Genomic DNA, 25975 nt, shown 5'->3' with positions numbered 1-25975 from the left:
GGTATCAACGTGCGGCCACGAGATCGTAGCCGCGCCAGTCACCGATGGTGACATCGGCGAAGCTGCCGACCGGGATGTTCTCGTCGACGTGCACGGAGCCGTCGATCTCGGGAGCATCCCATTCGGTGCGACCGACGCCCTTTTCCTCGACGAGGACGCGGACCTGCTTGCCGACCTGTGCCTGGTTCACCTCGGAGGCGACCTTTTGCAGTTCGGCCATGGCGCGGCTCCAGCGGCCCTTGCGGGTCATGTGGTGAAGCTGGCCGGTCATCTTGTAGGCAGGGGTCCCCTCCTCCTTCGAGTACTGGAAAACGCCGGCTCGCTCGAAGCGGAACTCGCGGATGAACTCCAGCAGCTCCGTGAAGTCTTCCTCGGTCTCGCCGGGGAAACCCACGATGAACGTCGTCCGAATGCCGAGATTCGGGATGCCGGCGCGCATGCGGCGGAGCAGGTCGCGGATGTAGTCGCCATTCGTCTTGCGCTTCATCGCCGTCAGCATGCGGTCGGAGATGTGCTGGAGCGGGATATCGACGTACTTCGCGATCTTGTCGCACTCGGCGATGGTCTTGATGAGCTCGTCCGACCAGTGGGCCGGGTGGGTGTAGAGCAGGCGGACCCAGAACTCGCCCTCGATCTTGTTGATCTCGCGCAGCAGCGTGGCGAGCGATTCGCCGCGGGACGAGTCGACCGGCGAGTTCGGGTTCGGGCGCTGGCCCTCCCACTTGTCCATGCCGAAGTAGGTGGTGTCCTGGGAGATGAGGTTGATTTCCTTCACGCCGGACTTCACGAGTGCCTCGACCTCGCGGACAACGCTGTCCTGAGTGCGCGAGCGGTGCATGCCGCGGATCTTCGGGATGATGCAGAAGGTGCAGGTGTGATTGCAGCCCTCGGCGATCTTCACGTAGGCGAAGTGCTCCGGCGTGAGGCGGAAGCGCGGGGTGACGTAGTCCGGCACGTACTGCGGCTTGAGCGTGACGTAGTCGCGCGGGTCCTCGGTGGCGGAGTTCGCCTCCTTCGGCGCGGGGGCGGGTTTCTTGCCGACGAGGTTCTCAATGATCGGCGCAACCTTGGTGATCTGGTCGAGGCCGATGAAGGCGTCCACTTCCGGCATGATGCCCGGCAGGTCCTTAGCAAAGCGCTGCGACAGGCAGCCGGCGACGATGATCTTCTGGCGTTCGCGGTCGGGGTCCTCCTTGCGGGCATTGACCGCACCGAAGATGGCATCGATCGACTCCTGCTTCGCCATGTCGATGAACGAACAGGTATTCACGATGAGCACGTCCGCCAGCTCCGCCTCGGAGGTGAGCGACATGCCGGCTTCGGCGAGGTGACCCATCATGACTTCCGAGTCGATGAGGTTCTTCGCGCAGCCGAGAGAGATGAGACCGACGGTGGTGGACATGGGACGAATCGGAGAAGAAGCGAGAAACAAGGAACCAGAGACCAGAGGTGAGAGGCGATGAAGGGCTGCCGTGCGTGACGTGCAGCCCCTTGGGTCATCGTCTTTCGACGAGATGCTTAGAAGGTCGGGTCGAGGATGAGCTCGTCGCCGGCCTGCGGACGGGTTTCGGTGAAAGCGGAAACCGGATTGGCGATGGCGCCCTCGATATTCACGTCGCCGATTTTCAGGCGGCCGAGGATCCCGGTCTTGCGGCGCAGGCAGAGGATGGTGCCGGGCTGGACATTCTCCGGCATGACGATGTCCACGGTGGCGAAGGTGCCGGCATCAGGGCTTTCCACCCATTCCTTCACGCGGGCGATGACCAGCGCCTGGCTGATCAGGCGGGCGCGGCGGGCTTCCTTGTCATGATTCTCGATCTCCCTGCCGCCGACGAAGGCGGCTTCGCGGTCAGCGGTCGCGGCATCGCGCTCGGCCTTTTCCTTGTCGGCCTGGAGCTGGGCGATTTGATCCTGCATGGCGGCGACATCGGCGGCCGGAGTGGAAGACGGGGCCGGGACGACCACTGGCGGGGCTTGGGCGGCGGCCTGTTGGAGCGCGAGCCGTTGCTTCTCAATCTGCAGGCGATCCTGCTCAAGGCGGAGTTCCTCGATCTGGCGCATCAATTCCGCCTTCTCCACCGAGTCGGCCGATTGGGCCGGAGCCTTTTGGTTATAAAGCGAGACACCCAACGCGCCGAGCAACAAAGCCACGGTGGCGCCGAGCAGAATCTTCAAAGTATCCATGGGCGCGGAGGTTGCGCGGGGCCCGGCGGCTTGTCAACGCGACGCCACGGGGGTTAGACGGCGGACTTTCAGGCGCTTCCAGAGCTTCCGGTCGGTCGCATCCGGGAAAACCCGTAGCCAATCCCCCAGGGCGGAGACCGGGAGGACGTCCTTACCGGCGACCAAGGTCTCATTCATGCTGTCCGGAGTGGTGACCGAGCGGACCACCGGGAAGCCCGCGCGGAAGGCCGCGCGGGTGCGGATCTGCATGGCTCGGTGGCCGGGACCATTGACCAGATTGGCGGCGAGCAGGCCGCCAGGGGTGAGCAGGCGCTTCAGGGAGGAAATCTGGCGATTGTCGGACTTGCCGGGCCGGAAGACGTCACTGCGGCCGGCGAGGTAGACGTCATCGATGACCACGTCGAACTTCTCCTTGCAGGCGGCGATCCACTGGTAGGCATCGGCGATGTGGATCTCGATGCCGAGGTCGTCGAGTTTCATGTTCAGCTCGGCGAGGGCGACGATTTCGGAATCGATGTCCACCGCGACCAGCCGGCAATCCGGCAGGAGGTGGCGGAGGATTCGCATGGCGGTGCCGCCGGCGAGGCCCAGCATCAGGATCGAGCGCGGAGGGCCGGCGGGCCGCAGCAGGGCGGCGGCGGCGATATTGTCCCAGGCCAGACCTGTTAGGAACCGGCGCTCGTGCCACCACGCGTGGATCGCCCCGGCGACCCGGAATTCGCACTGGCGCTCCGATTTCCAGATCTGCACCTGCTGGTAGGCGGTGTCGACGACGGCGTGGCAGCGGAGACTCATCTCCCCCACTTCGTCACGGCGGGCGGCAGGATGGAAAGGAAAAGCTCCGTCTCAGGGCCCGCTCAGGCGGAGGAACTGCTTCGGACCGGCGGCGGGGACCTTGATCACCACGCGGGAGACGCCGGGGCTGACCGGGGTGACGGACTGGACGGTGTAGTCCACCGGCTGCAGCTCGCCCCACGCGCCGAGATCGTCGGAGAGCTGGACGTGATAGTCCTGGCCGAGGATGAAACCATTGCGGACGTTCCACCCGAGTTCCTGACCTCCATTGAGGACGTGGGTGAGACCGAGGGACGATGGCGACTCAGCGACGCTGGGATCCCCGCCGGACAGCAGTTCGAAGAACGCGTTCGTTCCATCGTGATCATCGTCGCCCGCGGGGTTGCTGATGCCGAAGGACGATTCCCAGGCATCGAAGAGACCGTTTCCATCCAGGTCCGCGGTGAGGTCGGGGCTGGTCTCGTCGATCAGATCGACGATGACCGTGCGGTGGAGGACGCCGGGATTCGGTGCGAAGTGGTCGGCCACTTCCACGGTGAGCTGGTGCTGCGACTGGCGCTCGAAGTCGATGATGCCATTCAAGCGCAGCTCGCCGGTGGCGGGGTCGAGGGAAAACAGGCCGCGATCATTTCCGGCGGTGATGGTGTAGGTCAGCAGCGATTGATCGGGGATGCCCTCGCGCACATCGGGGTCCACGGCATTGGCCATGCCGACGAGGTGACCGGCAGATTCGTTTTCGGAGAGGTTCGTCTGGCCGATGCTGCCTGCTGCCGGTGACGGGGCTACGTTGGCATGATGATCGATCCACTCGCCGATGAGTGCGAGGCCCTGCTCGTCGAAGACATTCGTGGCGAGAGGCGGCATCTGGGAGTAGCCGTTGAAGGTGCCATTGATCACGGAGCGGGCGTTGATCTTGTTCCAGAGCGCCGAGTGGGCCTTGTCGCCGGGGCGGATGATGTGATCGCTCAGGTCCGGGGTCGCCTCGCTGACGGGATGGGTGTAGAGCAGATGGGTCTGTTCCAAGGTGAGATGAGGACGGGCATCCCACGACTCAGGTGTGCCGCCGCCGGGCTGGTGGCAATAGGAGCAATTCACCGCGAGGTAGGAGCGGACGCGTTCCTCGAGGCCGGCATTGGTATCATCCGGCTTGTAGAAGCGGGGCAGGCTCGCGGGAGTTCCCGTGAAGCCGGCGAGGTAGCCGCTGTTAGAGAGCAGCGTCAGCAGGTTGCCGGTCTGGCCGTTGATGGTCTGCTGGAGATTGAACTGCCGCGTGTTCATGCTGAGCGCATGGCCGGCGGTGACGGTGTGGCAGCTGAGGCACTCGGCGCGGGATGGGATGTGCCAGCCGAGAGTGGCGGGCGCTCCATTTGCATCGGTGTAGTTGATGGGGAAATCCTCGCCGGTGTTAGGAGACAGTGTGGCCTCGGTGCCCGCCTCGTTCCAACGATAGGAAACGCCGTAGGCTCCGGTGGCGTTCCGCACCAGCACACGGGTTTCCAGCCGCTTCTTGACGGTGCCGGGATGGCTGCGGTCGAGGTCGAAGTCGAAGTGCTTCACCCAGACCATGCCACTCGGGAAGGTCCAGTTTCCATCCTGTGACCAGCCGATGATGTCGGTGAGGTTCTTGATGACGAACCAGCGCTTCTTCTCCGCGCCATCCGACCAGAAGGTCAGGTTTGGCGAATACGGGACCACACCGGGATTCGGCGTCAGATTGGAAAGGTCCGCAAACAAGCCGAGGTCCGAGAGCTTCGTCGGATAGTCTTCTGGACCGGGCGGCTGCACGGTGATGCGCATCACGCGGTTGCTGCCGCCATTCTCGAGCACGAAGATGTCCTTCGTCACCGGGTCCACGTGGAAGTCCACGATGCGATTGGTGCTGAGGCGCAGGTCGGCGAGCTCGATGACGGAGGAGCCGTCGCGGCTGATGCTCCAGATGCGGCCGGAGCCGTAGTCGCCGCAGATGTAGCGATTGGTCAGCGTGGGCAGAGCGGTATCGCGATAGAAGATGCCGCCGGTAGCCGAGTTGTTGCCATTGCTGTGCGGATAGGTGAAAAGCGGCTGCTTCCACGGCGTGGTGCCGGAGGGCTGCGGCGGCACGAATGCCAGCCCGGGAGTGACGATGTCCCCTTCGTAATAGGACCAGCCGCCGTTCTCGCCTTTCTTCAGGATGGAGAATTCCTCGCGGGAATCCTTGCCCACGTCACCGATCCACGCCTCGGTCGCACCGGTGCCATCCTCGGCATCGAGGTGGAACTTGAAGGGATTCCGCAAGCCGACGGCCCACATTTCGGTGCGGACCTTCGTGAGCTGGCTGGAGAAGTCGGTGCCATCGAAGCTGCCGGCCCAGGTGCCACCGAGGCTGGTGTGGATGAAGGGATTGTCGATGGGGACCCGGAAGTTCGGCGTCTGCGAGGTGCTGGTGTAGGGAGTGTTGGGGCTGTGAAGGCCATTCAAGGCACCGACGGCGATGGCGTAGTGCGGGTTCGGCTTCGGGTTGGTTGAGTTCGGATCGAGATCGATGCGGATCATCGAGCTGTAGAAGTCCTTCGTCAGACGCTGGCCGTTGCGGTGGGGATCCCCTTGGTCGCCTTCATCGCCGAAGGTGACGTAGAGATAGCCGTCCGGACCGAATTTCGCGTCGTTGATGCTGTGGAAGAGGTTCTGCTCGGCGAGATTGATGTAGGGCAACTCGGTGGCCAATGCGGCGGAATTCTCGGTCGCGGAAAGTCCGTCCGCCGCCGATGCGATGTGTGCTGGCGACAGCGTAAAGCGCGAGACGCGCAGGTCGCACTCGATGACGGAATCGGGCGCGCCGTTCTTGTCGAGGCCGGTCATCACGTCCTGCACCGTTTGTCCCGCACCGGGTGCAGGCAGCCGCGAGGAGTCGCCCTGATAATTCACCACGATGTGTCCGGTGGTGGCGAAATCCGGGAAGCACTCGATGGAGTAAATGCTGCGACCGCGGGTGAAATTCGAGAGCGATGCGACATTGAGCACCTGGATTTTCACCGGCGCTGCCGCGGTGGAGTCCGGCACATACCAGACGGAGCCATTGACCGAAGCCACGAGCAGTGCCTTCGGCGTGCCGGGCACGGAGGTCATCGCGACGGCATCGGGAAAGGTGAGACCCGGCAGGCCATCGATGATCGCCAAGCCTCCGGCGGCGGCAGCGGGCGGATTCGCCGGCACGTTTGCCGTGACATTGGCGAGGCGGAAATTGCTGCTGATATTCACCGTCACATTTCCCTCGGACTGGTAGGTCCCCTCGGGACTCTTGATCCGGTAGCGGAAGCTATCCGTGCCGGTAGTGACGCCGGTGTGGTGGTAGCGAAGTTTTCCGCCTTCAATGACGACCGTGCCGGAGGTGGGCCCGGTGACGATCTGCAGCGAGGCGGGATCGATCCTGCCGGTGTCATTGGCCAGAGGATCGAAGGCGATCGCACCGCCGACGCCGGTCTGGATCGTATCGGCAACGACGGTCGGCAAGAGGCTTGGAATCGGCGGAAAGGTCAGATCCTCGCTGCCATTGGCGACGTAGATATTGTCGATGTAGACATCCTGGCCGGCGGTCTGGATCAGCATGAAGCTGACCAGCGCGTTTGCGGCAAGGCCGTTGCGAAAACCGTAGCCGGTGGCGACTTTCACACGGCCCGTCGAGCCGACCGGTGACTGGACATGCATGTCCACGGTGTCCGTGGCGTTGTTTACCACCATCCAGACCTGCATCCATTCGCCGGTCTTGTGGTTGTATCCGGTGTCGGTGAAGTTTGCCCCATTGCGCGGAGAGATGTCCGTGTTCAACCAGCGGAATTGCGGCTCATAGGTGGCATAGTCATTCGGCGCGGCGATGTCCGACAGGCCGATGCTGATGTTTTCATCCCCTGCCCCGGCGGTCGGGATGAATGCCTCGAAGAACACGGTGCCGGTCGCGCCATTGGGAATCTGTAGGGAACCGAGCGTTTTGTAGATATCGTTCCGGGCACTGGGCACGGCACGGCACACCAGTCCGCGGCCGGAAGAGGCGGGATCGGCGGCGGCCGTGACGCTGGCGGGGATATCGGCGACCCAGCCGTGCACGCCATTGATGGTCGCATTCGCGGTAAAGCCGCTTTCGAAGTCCTCGAACTTCGACCACGCGCCATGGGCTGAATTCGCCAGTGCGAGTAATAGCGACGCAGCAAGGCACCGGAGAACAGAGGGGTTTTTTGGGTTCACCGATCCCAGTTACGCAGCATCCTGTATGACAACAATCAAAATCTGAGAAACTTGATGCATAAAATTGCATAGCCACCCGTCCGTGGGGGCGACTGGCCTCCAGCGGCTTGGGGCACCGCTGCTGTTAGTCGGCTGCGAAGTCGGAGTCGGGCTTTTCGAGATCGAGCTTTTTGATCCAGATGTTGCGGAAACGCACGTCGTGGCCTTCCGCCTGGAGCTTGAGGCCCTGCGGCGTATCGGTGATGCCCTTGCCGCCGTCATTCCCGCCGTCCACGCCGGAATTCGCGCCGCCCCAGACCTGATTGATGGTCTGGTTCACGTGCACCTTCTTGCCGTTGAAATACATCGTGACCATGGCCTTCTCGGTGAGCTTGCCGTCCTTGAAGCGGGCGGCGCGGAAGGTGATGTCGTAGGCGTTCCACTTGCCGGCGCCGAGGTATTGCTCGTAGGGCGACTCGGTCTCGTTGATGACCGCGGCCATGCCGTGCTTGGTCTTGTCGCCGTCGAGGACCTGGATCTCGTAGCGGTTCTGGAGATAGACGCCGCTATTGCCGCCTGGCTTGGCGATGTTGAATTCAATGTGGAGGCGGAAGTCCTTGTAGGCCTCCTTGGTCACGATGTCGGCAGTACCATACAGGCCACCTGCCGCCGCGGGGTCATCGCTCATGACGACCGTGCCCTTGTCGACCGGGTCATCGACGATCTTCCACTTGATCGGGAGTGAGGAAGCGAAACGCGGGCCCTGCCAGTAGGTCCACTTCGCATCGAGCATCTCGCGCGATCCGTCGAAGACAACTTCGGCTCCTTCGACGGGCTTGGCTCCGACACCGACTCCGGCGTGAAGGGACGAGGCGGAAAGGAGTGAGAAAGCGGCGAGAGTGGAAAGTTTCACAAGACGGTTACTCTCGCGGGAGAAAGACTCTTTCCAAGGAAGAAGAGAGGCAGAAGACTAGCAGCCTTCCTCCGATGAAGCGCGAAGCCATTCCCGCCGTCGCACTGGGCGACTACCGGCAGTCCCTGCTGCGGGGAGAGGGCTTCGTGGCCGTTCCCTATCAGGAATCGCGAGCGTGGAACCCCACCCTGCTCACCCCGCACTATCACGACTTTTTCCAGATGTCGTTGATCCGGGGTCCGGCACGGCTGATGCACGACTTCCGCGAGACGAAGGTCCGGGGTGACACGCTGTTTTTCCTGAGCCCGGGACAGATTCATGCGGTGCAATCGGGCAAGGAGACCGATGGGACGATCCTGTCCTTCACGCGTGAGTTTTTCGATGCGGGGGCCGCGGGTTCGACGCAGTTCCTGCTGGAGCTGCCGTTCTACTACACGGCCGACTTTCCGCCGTGGATGAGTGTGCCGGCCAGAGCGCGGGAGGCGACCGCTGCGCTGTTTGATGAGATTCAGGAGGAGTTCAACCAAGCACGACCCGGAGCGGCGGAGATCATTCGAGCGTTCTTGCGCATCCTTTTGGTGAAGGCCAGCCGCTGGAGGGATCACGAGCAAGCCACTGCGCCACAGCGGGCGGCCAGTCTGGTGCGCGACTTCCAACTGCTGGTGGAGCGGAACTACAGGGACTGGCAGGCGCTCACTCCTTACGCTCGTGAGCTGGGCGTCAGCGCGAATCACCTTAATGACGTGGTGAGCGAGGCGACCGGGCGTCCTGCGGGTGAGCATGTCCGGCAGCGGCGGTTGCTCGATGCGAAGCGGTTGCTGCTTTATTCGGAACTCAGCGTGGCGGAGATCGGCTATCAGCTGGGATTCAAGGATCCGTCGTATTTCGGGCGCTTCTTTCGCCGCTACGAGGATCGGACTCCGGCGGAGTTCCGGGATGAAATCCGAGAAAAATACCAGAAAGAGGGAGCTTAGTCCCGGTCGGAGAATTTGCCCGCGCCGGGGATCGGGTCGACGCTTTCCGGCCCATGAACGAAACCACTGCTCAGGACGAGGCCGCGGCCATGGCCGCGACACGCCCGCAGACGGATACGGTGCTGGCGCTGATCTTTGGGATCAGCGCGGCGCACTTGCTGAATGATACCATTCAAGCGCTGCTGCCTTCGATCTATCCGATTCTCAGGAACTCCTATCAGCTGGATTACACGCAGTTGGGGCTGATCACCTTCACTTTCCAGCTCACGGCTTCGCTGCTGCAGCCGCTGGTGGGATGGATCACGGATCGAAAGCCGATGCCCTATTCGCTGCCGATTGGAATGGGCTTCACGCTGATCGGCCTGATCTCACTGGCGAATTCCACCAGCTTCCCGACGATCCTGATGTCGGCGGCGATGATCGGCACGGGTTCCGCGGTCTTCCACCCGGGGGCCTCGCGCATCGCCTTCATGGCGGCGGGCAAGCGTCGTGGTCTGGCGCAGTCGATCTTCCAGGTTGGTGGGAACGCAGGCAGTGCGATCGGGCCGTTGCTGGCGGCGCTGGTCATCGTGCCGCACGGTCAGCGCTCGATCATCGCCTTCTCGGCGGTGGCGCTGTTAGGCGTGGTGATCCTGAGTTTCATCGGGCGCTGGCAGAGCCAGAACGTCCATCGCATGAAGCCGAAGGCGAAAGCCACGGGAGAGCACTCGGCCTATCCACCTAAGACGGTGGCGATCGCGCTGGCGGTGCTGGTGGCGCTGACTTTCTCGAAGTACGTCTACCTGTCCTCGCTGACCAGCTACTACACCTTTTACCTGATCGATCGCTTCCACATCCCGGTGCAGAGCTCGCAGTACTACCTGTTCCTGCTGCTGGCCGCGGTGGCGGTGGGCACCATTGCCGGTGGACCGATCGGCGACCGCATCGGGCGCAAGCGGGTGATCTGGGTTTCAATCCTAGGCGTGGCTCCGTTCTCGCTGCTGCTGCCGCATGTGGGACTGGGTATGACTGCTGCGCTGAGCGTGGTGATCGGTTTGGTGCTGGCTTCGGCGTTCTCGGCGATTCTGGTTTATGCGCAGGAGTTGCTGCCGGGGAAGGTCGGGATGATTGCCGGACTATTCTTCGGGCTGGCCTTCGGGATTGCGGGGATTGGCTCCGCGGTGCTGGGCAAGGTGGCGGACCACCAGGGGATCAACTTTGTGTTCCAGATCTGCGCGTATTTGCCGCTGATCGGGATACTGACGGTCTTCTTGCCGGATGTGGAGACGGAGAAGGAGTGAGCTTCTGTTAGGGAAGCGGCTTCACGTTTTCGATCAGGAAGACGGCGTCTTGGTAGTCGCCGTTGGCGGCTTCCTCGAAGCCGACGACGAATGCATTCGTGAGGTCGCGGCCGGCGAGGCGTTGGGCGGGGTAGACCCGTGCGGTGCGGGCGATCTTCGCTTCGGTCGGGAGGCCGGGATCGGTGAAGGAGACGTATTGATGGGCGTTCATGTAGAACGCGAAGCCTTCAGCGGGAGTGTCGATTTCGAGTGAACTTGCACCGCCTTCGAGCGGAGGAAGAAGGCACTGATGGGCATCGGGTATGCTCGCGGAGTCAGCAAGCTTGCCTGACTGGACGAGGGCAGTGGTGCCTTTGGCGACGATCCCGAATGGGGTCGCGCCCGGAGGCGAGAAGCGCGCGAGCGGCGTGATGCGGACCTTCCCCTCGCCTGCCTTCGTGAAGTAGCGGACGTCCTGACTTTCGCCGATGGTGTCAGCCTTGGTATCGTGCTCTAGGTTCGTGTCGCCCACGTTGATCGTCATTCCGAGCGCTTGGACGATGGATTGGAGAGGCGGCTCGTTCTTTCCTTCGAAGGCAGCGAGGCCGATGCCTTGGAGAATCACGAAGGTGCCGCTTTCCGGAGTGCCGATACGGAGGCCGGCGCTGTAGCGGTCGGCTCCATGGATCGGCTTGAAATTCACGCTGACCTCCATGCTTTCGCCGGGCTCGAGGGACATCTTGTCCGCTGTGGCGCTGAAGGCACCGGCGTCCTTGCCAGTGATCGAGATGTCCGCGGGCAAAGAGTGCTTGAGCGGATTCTTTACGATGATGGTTCCGCTGCGCGCGGGCTTGTCCTTCACGGCGCTCATGCTGAGCAGGGTCTTGTCCGGACGAAGTGGCTCTTCCAGTTCTCGGATCTCGACCTTGCGATACTGGATCTCGGCGCCTTCGAATTGCAGGCAGATCTTGCCCTCCTTCAAGGCACCGCCTGTTAGATTCTGCATGCCCTCGAGGCGCGAGCGGGTATGACCGTTGAGGATGTGCTCGGCGGATTCGTCGGCCTGCACGATGACCTCGGCGCGGTTCCAGCCCGGGTGATCGTATTCGGGAAAGCGACCGAAGTAGGTCTGGTTCTTCGCCTTGCGAATGAAGCCGCCATTTTCCGGCAAGAGAGAGGCATCGCCCTGCCCTTCCGGAGCCTGATCGGGATTCGGATGGGCCCAACTGTAGCCGCTCTCCTGAATGAAGATGATGTCGCCGCTGTCTCCCTCCTGAATTTGATACTCCACGGAGGGCGGCCAGATCTTTGCCGTATTCGACGCGTGATAGAGCAGGCCCGCGTCGCGGATCGAGTCCTTGCGGGGGGCGAACTTCTTTTCCATCCATCGATACTCCAGCGCCAGGTGAAAGCGCGAGTAGGAGGCGTCACTCGTGATCACGCCGAAGGGCACCTTCGTCGCCGGATCGGTGTCGGCATACATGTGGATCGCGCCGTCGCGGACCTGCACGATGTGGTCGGGATCCTGTCCCACCGGCAGCTTGTCCACCGTCACGGTCCAGCCTGTCAGGTCCTTGCCGTTGAAGAGGCTCTTCCACTCGCCCGATTGCGCGCTGGCGGCGGAGGCGATTACGAAAAAGGCGGCGCAGGGGGAGAAAAAGCGGGTTTCCATAGGACAAGGCAAAGCAGGAGTTCCTACGGAAGAGCAAGACCATGGTTGTCAGACAGATTGTCATGATCGGGGGAAATTGGGAGGTTGATGCAAAGGGGCCTGCCGCCCTCGCGGGACGGCAGGCAATGGGAACAAACGGGGGTCAGACCAAGCTGTGCAGGCCGACGACATTGCCCTCGGGATCGCGGAAGACGCCGATGAAGCCGTGGGGGGCGATGTCCATGCGGTCTTTCAGCACCTTGCCGCCGGCGGCGGGGATGCGGGAAAGGACGCCATCGAGGTCGCCTTCGACATTCAGGTAGACCATGGTGCCGCCGGCACCGGGGTTGCAGCCGTCCATCTGGGAGATCGCGCCGCAGACGCCCTTGTCGTGATCGCCGGGGAAGATCGCCATGCGGCAGCTAGCCGAGGAGTCCGGTGATTCCAGTTTGGTATTGAGGATGGTGCTGTAGAAGGTGGTGGCCTTCGCGAGGTCGTTGGTGAAGATTTCGAACCAGTTCAGGGAATTGATTTTCATGGTGGTAGTGATGTTGGTGGTTTGGAATTCCGCCCTCGCATCGGGGCGACACGCACACTCCAGCAGGCCCAACTGACAACCCTATGTCAGGAGTGTTTTGGAAACTTTCCTGCGACCCATCCGGGTCTTGTTGGTAACCGATGAGGGGGATTGTCACCGGAAAGCGCCCCGTGGGGTAATTCAAGGCACCTCGCCGTCCTCATTTTCACGGTCACTGCGGACAGCGAGCGCCCTCGCATCATGAAAAGACTCCTTACCGGGCTTGTGGGTGGACTGATGTCCTCCTTGGCCGCAAGCGCTGCCACCGACCTCCAGCTTACGCCACCGGTCGCGGAGGGTCTGCAGGATCCGATGGAGATCGCGGTTTCGGAGAATGGCGACCTTTACGTAGTGGAACGCGAGGGCCGGGTATTGCGGGTGCGGCCTTCGACGGGCGGCGTGTTTGAGATCGGCAAGCTGGAGGTGGCGGCCTTGCGTGCGACCGCGCCCGATAGTCCGGTCTCACGTGAGGACGGAATTCTCGGGCTCGCCCTGGACCCTGCCTTTGCGACGAACCAGCGACTGTATCTCTATTACAGCGATCCCAAGAAGCCGCTCAATCGACTGGCGCGCTTCACGATCCGCGATGGCCGCGTGGACGCAGCCTCCGAGCAGAATCTGTTAGAGATCCCGATGGAACGGGACAAGCGGGTCTCCCATGAGGGTGGTTCGCTCGCCTTCGGGCCGGACGGGCTGCTCTACCTGAGCACCGGCGACAACACGAGCGTCTATGATTCCGGCGGTGTGGCACCAGTGGATGATCGCGAGAACCGGAAGCACTACGATGCGCAGCGGAGTGCGGGAAATACCAACGACCTGCGTGGCAAGATCCTCCGGCTCAAGCTGACCGAAGAAGGCTACGAGATTCCCTCGGGAAACCTCTTTCCACAGGGTACGCCGCAGACCCGGCCGGAGATCTATGCGATGGGATGCCGGAATCCTTTCCGCATCTCGATCGATCCGAAAACGGGGACGCTCTACTGGGGCGAAGTGGGGCCTGATGGCAAACGCGATGGTGACGGCGGGCCGATGGGTTACGACGAGATCAATCAGGCAAAGCGTGCGGGCAATTTCGGGTGGCCATTCGTGATCGCAGACAACAAGCCCTACCGGCAGCCGAAGGGAAAAGACGGCCAATGGAACGATCCCGCCAAGCTGGTGAATCCCGGCCACCGCAATACCGGCCTGCACGAACTGCCACCCGCGCAGCCCGCGTTCCTCTGGTATCCCTATGGCGACAGCGAGCGTTTCCCGGAGTTAGGAAGCGGCTCGCGCAATGCGATGGCCGGGCCGGTGTTCTACTTCGATGAGACTCGCAAGTGGAACCTTCTGGGCCCGGACGATAGCCGCAGCCTCATCACCTACGATTGGGCGCGCGGTCGCATGTGGCAGGCAAAGCTGAATGAGAAGGAAGAGATCACCACTCTAACGCCTCTTCTCGAACGGCTGCTGCATCCGATGGACATGGCCATGGCGCCGGATGGCACACTCTGGCTGCTGGAATACGGGACGAACTGGTATTTCAACAGGGACGGTCGCATCCGAGGGATTCGTCCGGCGGGGAATGAAGCGCCGGAGCTGTTAGTGGAGGCCGTGCCGGATCGTCCGCTCACGTTCATGGTGAAGTCGCGAAGTGATCCGGATGGAGATCGCGTGGACTTCCACTGGTATCTCACCGATGGCGTGGATGAGTCTGATCTCGGCAGCGCGGAGCCCATCTCCGTGGAATCGAAATCCGCATCCGAACTGCGCGCCGTGGCGTCTGATGGCAAGGGCGAGGTCACGGTGAAGCGCTTTTCACTCAAGGCCGGTCCTGCGGAGCCTTCGCTGGAACTGACATTACCAGCGAATCCCGATTCGCTTGCGTTCGGGCAAAAGGTGGCGTTCCGGGTTTCCTTCTCCTCCGGAGGCGTGGCCACGAAAGCTGTGGCCGTTCGCAGCCGCTACATTCCACCCACCGGGCACGATGCCGGCGGACACCAGCTTCCGGGCGAGATTCAGGAACTGATCACCGCGAAGGCCTGCATCGCCTGCCATCAGGTGGAGCAGGCATCGATCGGGCCGCGATTCCTCGATGTCTCATTCCGCTTCCGCGAGCGGGAAGATGCCGTGACCTATCTGCGCGATCGCTTGAAGAATGGCAGCACGGGAGATTGGGGTGAGATGGCGATGCCACCCCAGGCGCTCACCGACCAAGAGGCCGGGCGGATCCTGGCGGCGGTCTTGGCTCTGGCCGATGGTGCATCCATTGAGCGGGGGAAGCTGGAGGGCGAGCTGGCCTTGCCCGCGGCCTCGGGCACCCGGGAGTCAGGTGGGGCGTGGGAGCTCATTGCAGAGGCTCCCGGGATGCTGCCCGCTCGCCTGCGATTGCCAGCGAAGTAAGGGTCTTGCCCGTCACGGGCTGCGGCCTTAAGTCCCGGGCATGGATCTCTCCGAATTCCGCAAGGAATACTCCGACCGCGGGCTGCGCCGTGACGACCTGGCCGCCGATCCGATGGTGCAGTTCGAGCGCTGGTTCCAGCAGGCGGTGGAGCTGAAGCTGCATGAGCCGAATGCGATGAGCCTGGCGACGGTGGATGAGATCAGCCGGCCGCTGCTGCGCACGGTGCTGCTGAAATATTTCGACACGAACGGCTTCGTCTTTTTCACGAACTACCAGAGCCGCAAGGCAAAGCACATCGCGGACAATCCGCAGGTTTCCCTGCTGTTCCCGTGGGTGATTCTGGAGCGGCAGGTGATCGTGCAGGGGCGAGCTGAAAAGATCTCCGCAGCGGAGTCGCTGAAGTATTTCAGCTCCCGGCCGCGCGAGTCGCAACTCGGGGCATGGGTGTCGGACCAGAGTTCGGTGATTTCCTCACGCAAGCTGCTGATGCAGAAGCTGGCGGAGATCAAAGACAAGTTCGCGAATGGCGAGGTCCCCCTGCCCTCCTTCTGGGGCGGCTACCGGGTGGTTCCGGAGACGATTGAGTTTTGGCAAGGCGGCTCGGCACGCCTGCACGATCGGTTTTTCTACAAGCGGAAGGACGGTGCGTGGCAGATCGAGCGGCTGTCGCCGTGACGAGGAGCCGCGCTTGGGGGGCGAGACCTAGCAGAAGTGATAGGATAGAATTTCCCAAGAGATTCGCGGGGGTGGCCGTTGGAGACAGCGAGACCCATGAGCGACCCCGATTCACCCAAACCCAAGCGACGCTTCGGCGCAGGAGCCTTCAGCATCTCGCTGCTCGTTCACCTGATCTTCGTGCTGCTCGCGATCTTCTACTTCGTGAAGTGGGTCGATCCGCCGCAGGAAAAGCTCGATTTCCTTCCGGGTGGTGGCGGCGGCGGTGGAAACGAGGGGCAGAAGGCCAGCCAGATCAAGGCGCAGAAGCGTATGATGACCTCCCCCGCGGTCTCGAAGCGGATCGCATCGACAAGCGCGGCGACCTTCTCGCTGCCGGACACTTCTCCGGAGCTTGCCGATGCGGCGCTGCCGATGGCCATGAGCGATGCCAGCTCGGGTAGTGGAGGCGGCGCGGGAGGCGGCCATGGCACGGGTCTGGGAACCGGCACCGGGCCTGGCTCGGGTCCGGGCAGCGGCCCCGGCGTGGGCAAGGGCTTCGTTTCCACGAGCTTCTTCGGCAGCAAGGAAACCCGCTTCGATGCCCTGGCGGGTCACCTCTACGACTTCAAGCAAACCAAGGCGGGCAAACCCGTCACTGACTATGACACCGGAAATCCTGAGCACTTCACCTCGCGGGTGCTGGAGCTCCAGAAGAGGCACTTCCGCGAAATCGCCTTCCGCGAATACTTCAAGGCTCCCGACACGCTCTACCTGACCCAGCTCGCCATCCCGAACCGGCCGGCTCAGGAAGGCCCCGCCCTCTTCGGCGCGGCGGACAAGATGAAGCCGTCCGGTTGGTTCGCCATTTACAGCGGCAAGCTGAAGGCGCCGAAGGACATGACCTTCCGCTTCGTGGGATCGGCCGACGACTACATCGGCGTCCAAACGAAAGGCAAGCTGCGCCTGATCGCCGCGCGTCCGGAGATTCAGAAAACCGTCCAGGAGCGCTGGGAGCCGGCGAAGACCGACCAGGAGTTCCCGGGGCCGATGGGCACGCTGGTCTTCGGCGACTGGATCCAGGTCAAGAAGGGCGAGGAGTTTGAGATGGATCTTGGCATCGGCGAGCGGCCAGGCGGAGTGGTCGGATTCATCCTGCTCATCGAGGAGAAGGGCAAGGAATACAAGAAGACGCAATCGGGCCGCCCCATCCTGCCACTCTTCACCACCGAGCCGATCACGGACCAAATCCGCGACCGCATTGGCAAGGGCTTCAGGGACTGGGAAATCGATTGGGAAGACGTTCCGGTCTTCACAAACGACAGCAGCCCCAATCCGCTGGCGGACCCCTTCAAGTGACTTCCCGCATCGCCGGCAGGTGGAGGAGATCTCACTCCTTCACCAACCGGATCCCATCGTCGCCGATGGTAATCTTGCGCTTCTTGAAGAGCGCGCCGGTCGCCTGCTTGAAGGCCTTCTTGCTCACGCCGAGGGCCTTGTGGATCTCCTCCGCGGGGCTTGAGTCGCTGATTGCCCAAAAGCCGCCGCGCTTGGTGAGTTCTTCCTCGATGAGCGTTTCGAGGTCATTGATGCGGGCGCGGCCGGGAGGATAGAGGGACAGGTCGATCTTGCCCTCGGGATGAACCTTCACGATGTAGCCCTTGGTCTTCTCCCCTGCCCGGAGACGGCGGAAGACTTCATTCGCGAAGAGCACGCCGGAGTGCTTGCCCTCGATGATCGCCTTGTAGCCGAGCTCGGTCTTACCGAAGAGCATCAGCTCGACCTCCTGGCCTTCCTTGTAGTCCGCGGGCGTCTTGTTGAGGAACTTGCTCACTCTCCGGGTGGCAACGATGCGGCCGCTCGGCCCATCGACGTGGACGTGAACGACGTAGGACTTGCCGGGCTCGATCCGCTCCTTCTGTTCGCGGAATGGGAGCAGCAGGTCCTTTGGCAAACCCCAGTCGAGGAAGGCACCGACGCTGGTGATCGAGAGCGCTTCGAGGTAAGCGAACTCACCGGGCATCACCTTCGGGTATTTCAGCGTGGCGACCGGCCGATCCTCGGAGTCGAGGTAGAGGAAGACATCGACGATGCCACCGATCTGCCAATGCTTCGGCATTTCGCGGCGCGGCAATAGCACCTCGCCGAGTTCATCGCCGGCATCGAGGAAGATGCCGAAGGGTTGCTCGCGGAGGATGGTCAGTTGGGCGCGTTGGCCGATGGCAGGCATGAGAAGAGGAATGAACCGCCAAGACGCCAAGTGCGCCAAGGAAGAGGATAGTGCGAGTTGATTTCGCGGATGCTGTCGAGTTTCGCCCGTCGGCCTACTGGGAGCGCGGAATTTATTCCGCCCGGCTGTTCGCTTCCTGCGCTCGCGGAATAAATTCCGCGGTCCCAGTGTATTAAAGCAGTTTCCGCTTCTTCGGGTTCCGCTTCTTGCCGCCGAAGACGACTTCCTTGATGTCGAAGGCTTCGGGATCGTATTCGCCGCGATACCAGCCGATCTGACCGGTGAGGGCTTCCATGTATTGGAAGGCACCGCCGAAGTCCTCGGGCGGGCAGGCGCGGGCGCCATCGATCATGATCGCCCCTGCTTCCTCGCCGTCTTCCCTCTTCTCAAGGACGACCTCGTGGATCCAATCCTCGGCGAAGTCGTAGCGATAGAGCAGGCGCATCGGCAGGCGCTTCTTCCCGATGAAATCGGCGAGAGTGACCTTCAGTTCGTCCTGGAACTCGCCGCCCTTCGGCACCTGGTCGGCGAGGCCGACGGGACCGATCACGTCGGTCAGCCGCTTGCCCTTGCCGTGGCGGAACTCGTGCGGGTGCTTGTTTTCCCAGCCCATGGCGTCCTGGATGGAGTCATTGAGCTGGAGGAAATTGAAGGACGCGGGCACCGAGAATTGCCGCCAGATCTGCGGCGTGATCTGGTAGAGGAAGACTTTGACGACGATGCGCGGCTGGGACATGCGCGGGAGCTTGAAAGACGACAGCGCTGCGTGCAATGCGGGAATCCCCGGTTGTAGAGGCAATTCCCCCGGCTATGGTGGCGCGGACGATGGGCGAGGCGGTCGAAACCGAACTGGAGAAAACCCGCCGCTACCTGCCGTGGGTGGTGGCGGTGGCCCTGTTCATGCAGCAGCTCGACGGGACGATCGTGAACACCGCGGTGCCGACGATGGCGGTCTCGCTGGGCGTGACACCCCTGAGCCTCAAATCGGTGCTCACCAGCTACACGATCGCGATCGGCGTGCTGATTCCGCTGAGCGGCTGGCTGGCGGATCGGTTCGGGACCAAGCGGGTGTTCGGCTTCGCGGTGGCGGTCTTCACGCTCGGGTCGTTGGCCTGCGGGCTATCGCGGAATCTGCCGATGCTGGTCGCCTCGCGGGTGCTGCAAGGCGTGGGCGCGGCCTTCATGATGCCGGTCGGGCGGATCGCGCTGCTGAAGACGTTTCCGAAGTCGGGCATCCTGCGGGCGATGAATTTCGTGATCATCCCGGCGCTGTTGGGGCCGCTGCTCGGCCCACTGACGGGTGGACTGATCGTCCACTGGCTGCCGTGGCGGATGATCTTCCTGATCAACCTCCCGATCGGGCTGCTGGGCCTGTGGCTGGTGAAGCAACACATGCCGGATCACCGGACGACCGAGGCCGACCGGCTGGATACGCCGGGCTTCCTGCTCTTCGGCAGTGGTGTGGCGCTGCTGTCGTGGGTGCTGGAGATCTTCGGTGAGCACTCCATGAACACGCTGTGGGTGGCGTCACTGGCGGCGTTGTCGGTGGCCTTGATCGGCGCTTATTTGTGGAGGGCGAAGAGGACGCCGCAGCCGCTGCTGCCGGTGGATCTTTTCAAGATCCGCACCTTCCGCGTCTCGGTCGCCGGTGGCTTCCTCACGCGACTGGGCATCAGTGGCATGCCCTTCCTGCTGCCGCTGCTCTATCAGCTCGGCATGGGCTTCTCACCGTGGCAAGCGGGCCTGCTGGTGATGCCGCAGGCGGGCGCGGCGATCGGGATGAAGCTTCTAACAGAACGAATTCTCGGTGCCTTCGGCCACAAGCAGGTGCTAGTGGGGAACACGGTGCTGATGGGCATTTTGATCGCGGCATTCTCGCAGGTCGGCCCCGGCACGCCGGTGTGGGCGATCCTGCTTTTCAGCGTGTGCCAGGGCTGTGTGTCCGCGCTGCAATTCACCGCGATGAATTCACTGGCCTACGCCGACACCAGCGATGCCGAGGCGAGCGACGCCAGCACCATCGCGAGCACGGCGCAGCAGCTTTCGATCAGCTTCGGCATCGCCTTCGCCTCGCTGGTCACCGGGGCATTCCTCGGCAGCATCGACCGCTCGAATCCCGCGCTGCTGGTGCCGGCGCTTCACAAGGCGTTCATGCTGTTAGGCGCGGTGAGCGTCGCGAGTTCGGTGACGTTCCTGACACTGATGCGTAGCGACGGGGCAAACGTCAGCGGCCATGGCCAGACGGAGCCGGAAGGACACTAAGCCCTGACTTCGCGAGTTGAGGAATCGTTATGATTTGGCGCTTGCCAGCCCCGGGCGCAAGGGCTTGATCTCGCCGCCAATGAAAGCATCCCCCATCGCTGCATTCGCCCTCGGAATGATGAGTTTGTCAGCTTCCGAGGTTCGCTGGACCGCCCGCGGAACGGTTTCCAACCTGACGGGAACCGTGCTCACCGGGACCGGCGTGGTGGCGGGAGACGCGGTCGAGATCAGCATGGGTTATGATTCAAACACCCAGGTCGTTACCAAAAGCATCTTCCCGCTCGGAGACGGCTTCGCGGGAACCGCATGGTTCTATGGCACCCCCAATCTGGAAATCACCGTGAAGATCCGGAACCAGGTGTGGACAGGACAGCTGCCAACCATCCTCGACACCGCCAACGTGATGGAGTCCTCCTGCCGGGATTACACGGGTGGCAGCCCGGATTGGTTCCGGGTGACCCTGGATGCCGCGCGAGGTGGAACATTCCCAAGCTTCCCCCAGACTGGCTCCGAAACCGTGCGTGCGCTCAAGCTGGAATTCCGCGACGACACCGCTCCGGCCACTCTCTTCAATGTGCTGACGCTGCCAACCAGCACGACAAGCGTCTGCGCCATGACATCCGGCACGGGCACGGTCCAAGCGGGCACTTCGGCCATCAATTTTTCCATCACGCCATCAAGCGTCCAGATCAGCCAGCCCACCGTGCCGACCACGATCTCAAAGACCGCGACGGGAATCCGCCTGAGCTGGAAAACGGTGCTGGGGAAATCCTACCGGATCGAGGGATGCACCAACCTCAGGTGCTGGAGCAGTGAGGGAGAGGAAGAAGGCACCGGCAGCACCTTGACCAAAGATTTCCCTCTCTCCGAAACTGACACAAAGTACTTCTACCGGGTCGTGGAACTGGATCTGTGAGATCTCTGGCATCCGGCGCTGAACTTGCGTTGTCACCGAAGCCATTTCTTCGCGGCCAGCCATAGCACGGCTGGCGCGAGCAGGCTGAAGACGAGCGCCCAGCCCGGCGTCTCGCGTCCGGCCACACCGATCCACGCGAAGAGATAGCCGACCGGCAGGCTGCCACACACCAGCGACGCCATGAAGCGACCGAACGGCATGCGCACCAAGCCGGCGGTGCACGAGATCGCCTCCGGAAGGATCGGTAGTGACCGAGACACCGCGACCATCCAGCCGCCACCCCGGGCGAAGAGCAGCTTGCCTTTTTCAAAATCGGCGTCGCCCAGCCAGCGCCGCGCCGCCTTCTCGCCGATCAGGCGACCGACGCCGTAGCCGCACACTCCCGCGGCGATGCAACCCGCCGACGCGACAAGGCCGCCGATCGCCAGGCCATAGACGTAGCCGAGAGCCGACATCACGACGGTGCCCGGAACCGGCAGCACCACGTCCGACGCCAGCAGGCCAATCCCCGCGGCCCATCCCCAGGGCCCCGCCTTGACCAGCCATGCCACCGAGCCCTCAAGGGAGAAGCTCTTCTCCAACGAGCCTCCCCACAGCAACCAGCTGACGAGGATCAGGACGGAAACGGCAATGAACCAAAGCAGCAGCCTCATGCGCGGGAGAGCCTTTCGAGCGCCACGAGTCTGCAACGCTCACCCGGAAGCGCAACCGCAAGGTCACTCCTCCTCGTCCCCGCCGACTTCGGCGAAGGCGGGCTCCAGCTTGCGGAAGTAGATTTGCCCCACGCGACGGCCATCCGTGCTGGTGACCTTGGCTTCCCAACCATTGATCTCCATGGTCTCGCCGATCTCCGGGAAACGTCCGAGCTGCTGGGTGAGGTAACCGCCGACGGTGGTGACTTCGCCGCTTTCGAGTTCGAGTTCCTCGTCCATGCTGGCGAGGTCGTTGAGGGTCATCGAGCCTTCGATCACGAACTCGTTTTCGTTGATCCAATTCGACTCGGGCTTCTCGTTGTCGAACTCATCCTGGATGTCGCCGACGAGCTCTTCGATGACGTTGTCGAGGAAGACGATGCCGACGGGTGTGCCGAACTCATCGACCGCCATGGCAAGGTGGGCGCGCTCCTTGAGGAAGAACTTGAGCAGCATGTCCAGCGGCATGGTGTCCGGGACCATCCTGAGCTCGCGCTTGATGCGCATGAGGTCGGGATCGGGCGTGCCGACCAGCTTGAGGATGTCCTTGATGTGGATCAGGCCGATCGCGTTGTCGAGATGGCCGCCCTTCACCAGCGGGAAGCGGGTATGCTTGGAACGCCGGGCAATCTCGAGGGCCTTCTCGAAGGGCTCATCGACATTCAGCACCACGACCTCCTGGCGCGGCGTCATCACGTCGCGGACCCAGAGTTCATTCAGCTCCAGCGCATTGATCAGGATCTCGCGCTCGGTCTCGGTGACCTCCTGGGCGCGCTCGCTCTCAGCGACCAGCAGCGCGAGCTCATCCGAAGAGTGGACGTGTTCGCCTTCACCGACCGGTTCGATGCGGAAGACATGCTTCAGGATCGCGTTCGCGGTGCCATTGAGCAGGCGGATCGCGAGATTGAAGGTCTTGTAGAAAACATGCAGCGGGCCAGCGAGGACCAGCGTGGCGGGGAGCGCCTTGCGGATGGCGATCGACTTCGGGACCAATTCACCAAACACCACGTGCAGGAAGGTGAACGAGCCGATGGCGAAAATGTAGGCGATCCACTTGATCGCATTGTCCGACATGCCGGTCATCGCCAGCAGCGGGCCCACCACCTTCGTCACGAAGGGCTCGCCGAGGAAGCCGAGGAACAGCGAGGCGATGGTGATGCCGAACTGGTTGGCGGAAAGGTAGCCGTCCAAGTGATCCACCACACGCTGGGCACGGGCGGCCTGAACGGGTTTCTCCTTGGCCACGGTCTCGATCTGGCTGGGCCGGACCTTGACGATGGCGAACTCGGACGCGACGAAGAACGCGTTCAGCAGCAGGAAGAACGCAATGCCGCCGAGGTAGAGAATGGTCTCCAGTGGAGTCGGCCACTCCCATTTCACAGGGCCCTCGGGCAAACCGCTGGCGAGGAGGAGGATGGAGTCGAATGCGCTCATCCCCGGTCAGAGTTTTTCGTAAACGCCCTGATCGCGGCGTTCGAGGATGGTGAAGCCCGCCGATTTGGCGTCGCTCACGGATAGCGGTTTCGCGATCCGCGGCGTGTTCACCTTGGAAATCACCTTGCGCACAGGCTTGCGGCAAAGCGGGCACTGGTCCAGTGCCGGACGGTCAATGGGCCGTCTCAGTTCAAACCCCTTGCGGCAGACGCGGCAAGATCGTTCAGGATCCTCGGGGTTTTCGGAAAGGTATTCGTAGATAGGCATGGATAAGACGGAAGGACGGGCAGTTACCGCCTTCCGTCAACCTAAGCGGGCGGCGTGCCGGAATTACCAGCTCGACTTCGTCACGCCCGGAATCATGCCGTGCGAGGCGAGCTCGCGGAAGCTGATACGGGAGAGGCGGAAGCGGCGGATGAAAGCGCGGCGGCGGCCGGTGAACTCGCAGCGGTTCACCAGACGGGTCGGGCTGGCGTCGCGCGGCAGCATGGTAAGGCCAATATAGTCCTTCTCCGCCTTCAACTTGTGACGGAGGTCGGAAAATTTAGCGACGGTGCGCGCTTTGCGCTCGTTTCTGGCGATCCAGCTCTTCTTGGCCATAATTCGGGGCGCGGTGAATACCCCACCAGCCGGGCGGTGCAAGCCCAAACTTGGGATTTTTCCGCAACGGGATCGTCACCGGGTCGCCAGCGGGCGCTGCCAGAACTTCGACGGAGGCAGGTCATTTGGCCTCAAAATCACGATTCCGGCGTGTTTGGAGCCTTGGTTCAGGTAGTCGGTGATCGGGCAGTCGATGATGACCATCCGGCCCTTGTCGCGGTCGGAGGTGGCGTGGGTGAAATAGGCGCGGCCTTGGATCCTGGTGATCATCCCGACGTGGGAGGTGTAGCTGCTGTTGTCGTTGCAGGTGATCGCGCAGACGTCGCCGTCCTGCAGGTAGCCCTCGATGGCACGGACTTTCCCCTTCGGGATGTGCCAGACCGGGAGATTCGAGACGCGGGCCTCGATGCGGCCCATTTCCGGGAGCAGCGAAGGATTATTCCGCAGGTAGCGGTAGCTCTTCCACTGCACGGTCATCTCGTGGATCTCGCGCTGGAGGCGGACGGCACCGGGCAGATTCGGGGTGATGTTCCTGGCGAAGCCCCGGCGCTGATTGTCCGAGAACACCTCCTCGAGCTGGTGCATGCGGCTGAGGTAGCCGCCGGTGCAGACGCCGCCACGGTAGCGCTCCACCTCGACCATGTGGAGCATGTCCTGCGGGGTGTACGGGCCCGGCTTGTAGCGGAGCATGCGGGCGAAGGCCAAGGCGTTCTCGTAGTAGGTCCAGCAGTCCATCGCGCCGAGGTTCACCACGGGCGACTCGATGCGGTCATCCACCTCCAGCGTGTAGTTCGTGTAGGGGGTGCCAACCATCGCGCGGGCGGCGCGGATGGTACGGGCGCCGAGCGGTAGCTGCCGCCAATTCTCCTTTTCCGCGAGCTGGATCATGGCGCGGAACTTTGCCTCGCCCTTGAAGACGGTCGCCATCGGCAAGCGCGGCGGGCTCGGTGGCGTGACAGTGTGCTGGGCAGCCACCGGCAGCACGGCGAGCAACAAGGCGGAGAACACGGCCAATTTCATTCCGCGCATCCTACGGAGATCTTAGAAAAAGCAAAGGAGCATTCCGATTCAACCGTCCCAATACGGGCAATTCCCCGTCGGAGGGACTGGCACGTTCGAGAGGGTGCGGAGGAATAAGGAGTTCGCCCTGCTACCGCCCGGTGGCGGCCTGATATCTCCGGATCCCGCTGCTGATCGATTTTGCAAGGGTCGCTCGATAACCCTCATTGCGAAGGAGCTTGGCGTCCTCGGGATCACTCAGGCAGCCCACACTAAAGAAGATCGCAGGGTGCTTCAGCTTGGAAAAGACGGCATCGTAGGAAGGCTGGATACCGAGATCGACCATGTAGGTCTTGGACTGCTCAGACGGCATCCTGAGCATTTGGGACGCCGATGAATGAACGCCGGAGGCGAGGGCCATGCTCGCGGGACCCAGGTCTCCTTGCACCAACTTGTCGTCCGCCGGGGCATCCTTGTGGAAGGAGAGAGGCGCCGTCCTGATGCCGCGCTTTCCATGCTCCCCGCTGTCGAATCGGACCCCGACGAACGCGGCACCGCCTTCCACCGCGTTTGCCAACTCAAGACGCTTCTCCGGTGCCACCGCGCCAGCCTCGTCGCGAGTCAGCACGACCTTGAAACCCATCGCTTCGAGGTCCCTCGCTGCCATCCTGGCGATCTGCAGTGCATCGCCCGCCGTGGTGCCGCGGTCGTCACCGCCGCTGTCAGGGTCGAGGATCACGGTTTCCAAGTGTCCGCTGGTTTTGATCAGCTCGGGCCGAAGCACGGGATCGAGAACGCGGCTGAGATCCGACCGGGAGATTTGGACAACGGAATCCGCTTCGATCACGGGAGTGATGAAGATGAACTTGAGACCGTTCATCACGCACTCGGGAGAGCCGACCTCCATGCTGATGGAGACAGCCTTCTTGTCGGCCAGCTTTTCCAAGAAGATCTTCTTTCCGTCGCGGCGGAGCTTCAGATCGTAGAAGCGACCGATCTCCTCGGCGGAGAGGTAGTCGCGGCCCTCCATTTTGAGGGGGTGCCATTCGAATTCCCTCTCGGCGTGAGCAATGACGGGAAGGAACCAAGTGAACAGGGCGGCAGCGCAGCCCAAGAGACCAGACCAACGAAGGGACGGCAGGGATTTCATGGAGGAAACACCGAAGTGTATCGAAGGCCGGATACCGAGAACCCGAGGCGGGGATTTCAGTTCTTGTAGGAATTCCGTTGGAACTCGATCGAAGTTTGCGGGACT

22 protein-coding genes are annotated in these 25975 nt (G+C 62.6%); 7 read left to right on the top strand and 15 right to left on the bottom strand.

Features of this window, described 5'->3' with window-relative positions; translation table 11 throughout:
• Positions 1–4: 4 nt before the first annotated feature.
• The 5 genes from rimO to WKV53_RS19710 all read right to left on the bottom strand — a co-directional run bounded on the left by rimO (position 5) and on the right by WKV53_RS19710 (position 8089).
• On the bottom strand, positions 5–1402 hold the full coding sequence (gene rimO / locus WKV53_RS19730; protein ID WP_341406513.1) for a 30S ribosomal protein S12 methylthiotransferase RimO: 1398 nt from the start codon (positions 1400–1402) through the stop codon (positions 5–7).
• A 116-nt stretch (positions 1403–1518) separates the two neighbouring features.
• Positions 1519–2184 (bottom strand): hypothetical protein, encoded by a 666-nt coding sequence (locus WKV53_RS19725; RefSeq protein ID WP_341406512.1) that lies wholly within the window; start codon positions 2182–2184, stop codon positions 1519–1521.
• A gap of 33 nt (positions 2185–2217) precedes the next feature.
• The gene (locus WKV53_RS19720; RefSeq protein ID WP_341406511.1) at positions 2218–2979 is read right to left on the bottom strand and encodes a spermidine synthase; all 762 of its coding nucleotides are present in this window, start codon (positions 2977–2979) and stop codon (positions 2218–2220) included.
• A gap of 51 nt (positions 2980–3030) precedes the next feature.
• Positions 3031–7197 (bottom strand): cadherin domain-containing protein, encoded by a 4167-nt coding sequence (locus WKV53_RS19715; protein ID WP_341406510.1) that lies wholly within the window; start codon positions 7195–7197, stop codon positions 3031–3033.
• A gap of 124 nt (positions 7198–7321) precedes the next feature.
• Positions 7322–8089 carry a 3-keto-disaccharide hydrolase gene (locus tag WKV53_RS19710; RefSeq protein ID WP_341406509.1) on the bottom strand — a complete coding sequence of 256 codons (768 nt, stop codon included), beginning with the start codon at positions 8087–8089 and terminating at the stop codon, positions 7322–7324.
• Between the two features lie 74 nt (positions 8090–8163).
• Between WKV53_RS19710 and WKV53_RS19705 the strand changes: the two genes are divergently transcribed.
• Entirely contained in the window at positions 8164–9063 is a 900-nt protein-coding gene (locus tag WKV53_RS19705) for a helix-turn-helix domain-containing protein (protein ID WP_341406508.1), read from the top strand.
• 53 nt (positions 9064–9116) lie between these two features.
• Complete coding sequence (locus WKV53_RS19700; RefSeq protein WP_341406507.1) at positions 9117–10343, top strand: MFS transporter; 1227 nt, start codon at positions 9117–9119, stop codon at positions 10341–10343.
• A 7-nt stretch (positions 10344–10350) separates the two neighbouring features.
• Here WKV53_RS19700 and WKV53_RS19695 read toward each other — a convergent pair whose 3' ends face one another.
• Both WKV53_RS19695 and WKV53_RS19690 read right to left on the bottom strand, forming a co-directional pair.
• The gene (locus tag WKV53_RS19695) at positions 10351–11994 is read right to left on the bottom strand and encodes a 3-keto-disaccharide hydrolase (protein WP_341406506.1); all 1644 of its coding nucleotides are present in this window, start codon (positions 11992–11994) and stop codon (positions 10351–10353) included.
• Between the two features lie 142 nt (positions 11995–12136).
• A complete protein-coding gene (locus WKV53_RS19690) occupies positions 12137–12511 on the bottom strand; it encodes a VOC family protein (protein ID WP_341406505.1) in 375 nt (124 codons plus the stop codon).
• Between the two features lie 240 nt (positions 12512–12751).
• Between WKV53_RS19690 and WKV53_RS19685 the strand changes: the two genes are divergently transcribed.
• From WKV53_RS19685 to WKV53_RS19675, 3 genes are all read left to right on the top strand, one after another.
• On the top strand, positions 12752–14932 hold the full coding sequence (locus WKV53_RS19685) for a PQQ-dependent sugar dehydrogenase (protein WP_341406504.1): 2181 nt from the start codon (positions 12752–12754) through the stop codon (positions 14930–14932).
• Between the two features lie 40 nt (positions 14933–14972).
• The gene (gene pdxH, locus WKV53_RS19680; protein ID WP_341406503.1) at positions 14973–15608 is read left to right on the top strand and encodes a pyridoxamine 5'-phosphate oxidase; all 636 of its coding nucleotides are present in this window, start codon (positions 14973–14975) and stop codon (positions 15606–15608) included.
• 96 nt (positions 15609–15704) lie between these two features.
• Entirely contained in the window at positions 15705–16946 is a 1242-nt protein-coding gene (locus WKV53_RS19675) for a hypothetical protein (RefSeq protein WP_341406502.1), read from the top strand.
• Positions 16947–16977: 31 nt separating this feature from the next.
• On the opposite strand, the gene WKV53_RS19670 is transcribed toward WKV53_RS19675, so the two are convergent.
• Positions 16978–17817 (bottom strand): CvfB family protein, encoded by an 840-nt coding sequence (locus WKV53_RS19670; RefSeq protein ID WP_341406501.1) that lies wholly within the window; start codon positions 17815–17817, stop codon positions 16978–16980.
• Between the two features lie 172 nt (positions 17818–17989).
• Entirely contained in the window at positions 17990–18553 is a 564-nt protein-coding gene (locus WKV53_RS19665) for a plasmid pRiA4b ORF-3 family protein (RefSeq protein WP_341406500.1), read from the bottom strand.
• A gap of 74 nt (positions 18554–18627) precedes the next feature.
• Here WKV53_RS19665 and WKV53_RS19660 point away from each other — a divergent pair, with 74 nt between their 5' ends.
• Together WKV53_RS19660 and WKV53_RS19655 are read left to right on the top strand one after the other, a co-directional pair.
• Positions 18628–20079 carry a DHA2 family efflux MFS transporter permease subunit gene (locus WKV53_RS19660; RefSeq protein ID WP_341406499.1) on the top strand — a complete coding sequence of 484 codons (1452 nt, stop codon included), beginning with the start codon at positions 18628–18630 and terminating at the stop codon, positions 20077–20079.
• A gap of 79 nt (positions 20080–20158) precedes the next feature.
• Positions 20159–20995 carry a hypothetical protein gene (locus WKV53_RS19655; RefSeq protein WP_341406498.1) on the top strand — a complete coding sequence of 279 codons (837 nt, stop codon included), beginning with the start codon at positions 20159–20161 and terminating at the stop codon, positions 20993–20995.
• A 32-nt stretch (positions 20996–21027) separates the two neighbouring features.
• Here WKV53_RS19655 and WKV53_RS19650 read toward each other — a convergent pair whose 3' ends face one another.
• From WKV53_RS19650 to WKV53_RS19625, 6 genes are all read right to left on the bottom strand, one after another.
• The gene (locus WKV53_RS19650) at positions 21028–21648 is read right to left on the bottom strand and encodes a TVP38/TMEM64 family protein (protein ID WP_341406497.1); all 621 of its coding nucleotides are present in this window, start codon (positions 21646–21648) and stop codon (positions 21028–21030) included.
• A 63-nt stretch (positions 21649–21711) separates the two neighbouring features.
• Positions 21712–23121 carry a hemolysin family protein gene (locus WKV53_RS19645; RefSeq protein ID WP_341406496.1) on the bottom strand — a complete coding sequence of 470 codons (1410 nt, stop codon included), beginning with the start codon at positions 23119–23121 and terminating at the stop codon, positions 21712–21714.
• Between the two features lie 6 nt (positions 23122–23127).
• Positions 23128–23388 carry an FmdB family zinc ribbon protein gene (locus WKV53_RS19640; RefSeq protein ID WP_341406495.1) on the bottom strand — a complete coding sequence of 87 codons (261 nt, stop codon included), beginning with the start codon at positions 23386–23388 and terminating at the stop codon, positions 23128–23130.
• A gap of 63 nt (positions 23389–23451) precedes the next feature.
• Entirely contained in the window at positions 23452–23721 is a 270-nt protein-coding gene (gene rpsN, locus WKV53_RS19635) for a 30S ribosomal protein S14 (RefSeq protein WP_341406494.1), read from the bottom strand.
• Positions 23722–23796: 75 nt separating this feature from the next.
• On the bottom strand, positions 23797–24741 hold the full coding sequence (locus WKV53_RS19630) for an N-acetylmuramoyl-L-alanine amidase-like domain-containing protein (protein WP_341406493.1): 945 nt from the start codon (positions 24739–24741) through the stop codon (positions 23797–23799).
• Between the two features lie 130 nt (positions 24742–24871).
• Positions 24872–25870: an N-acetylmuramoyl-L-alanine amidase family protein gene (locus tag WKV53_RS19625; protein ID WP_341406492.1), complete on the bottom strand. Its 999-nt coding sequence runs from the start codon at positions 25868–25870 to the stop codon at positions 24872–24874.
• Positions 25871–25975: the final 105 nt, after the last annotated feature.

It is taken from the genome of Luteolibacter sp. Y139 (genome assembly GCF_038066715.1).
Lineage (GTDB): Bacteria > Verrucomicrobiota > Verrucomicrobiia > Verrucomicrobiales > Akkermansiaceae > Haloferula > Haloferula soli.
This window is presented reverse-complemented; position numbering and strand designations above follow the sequence as displayed.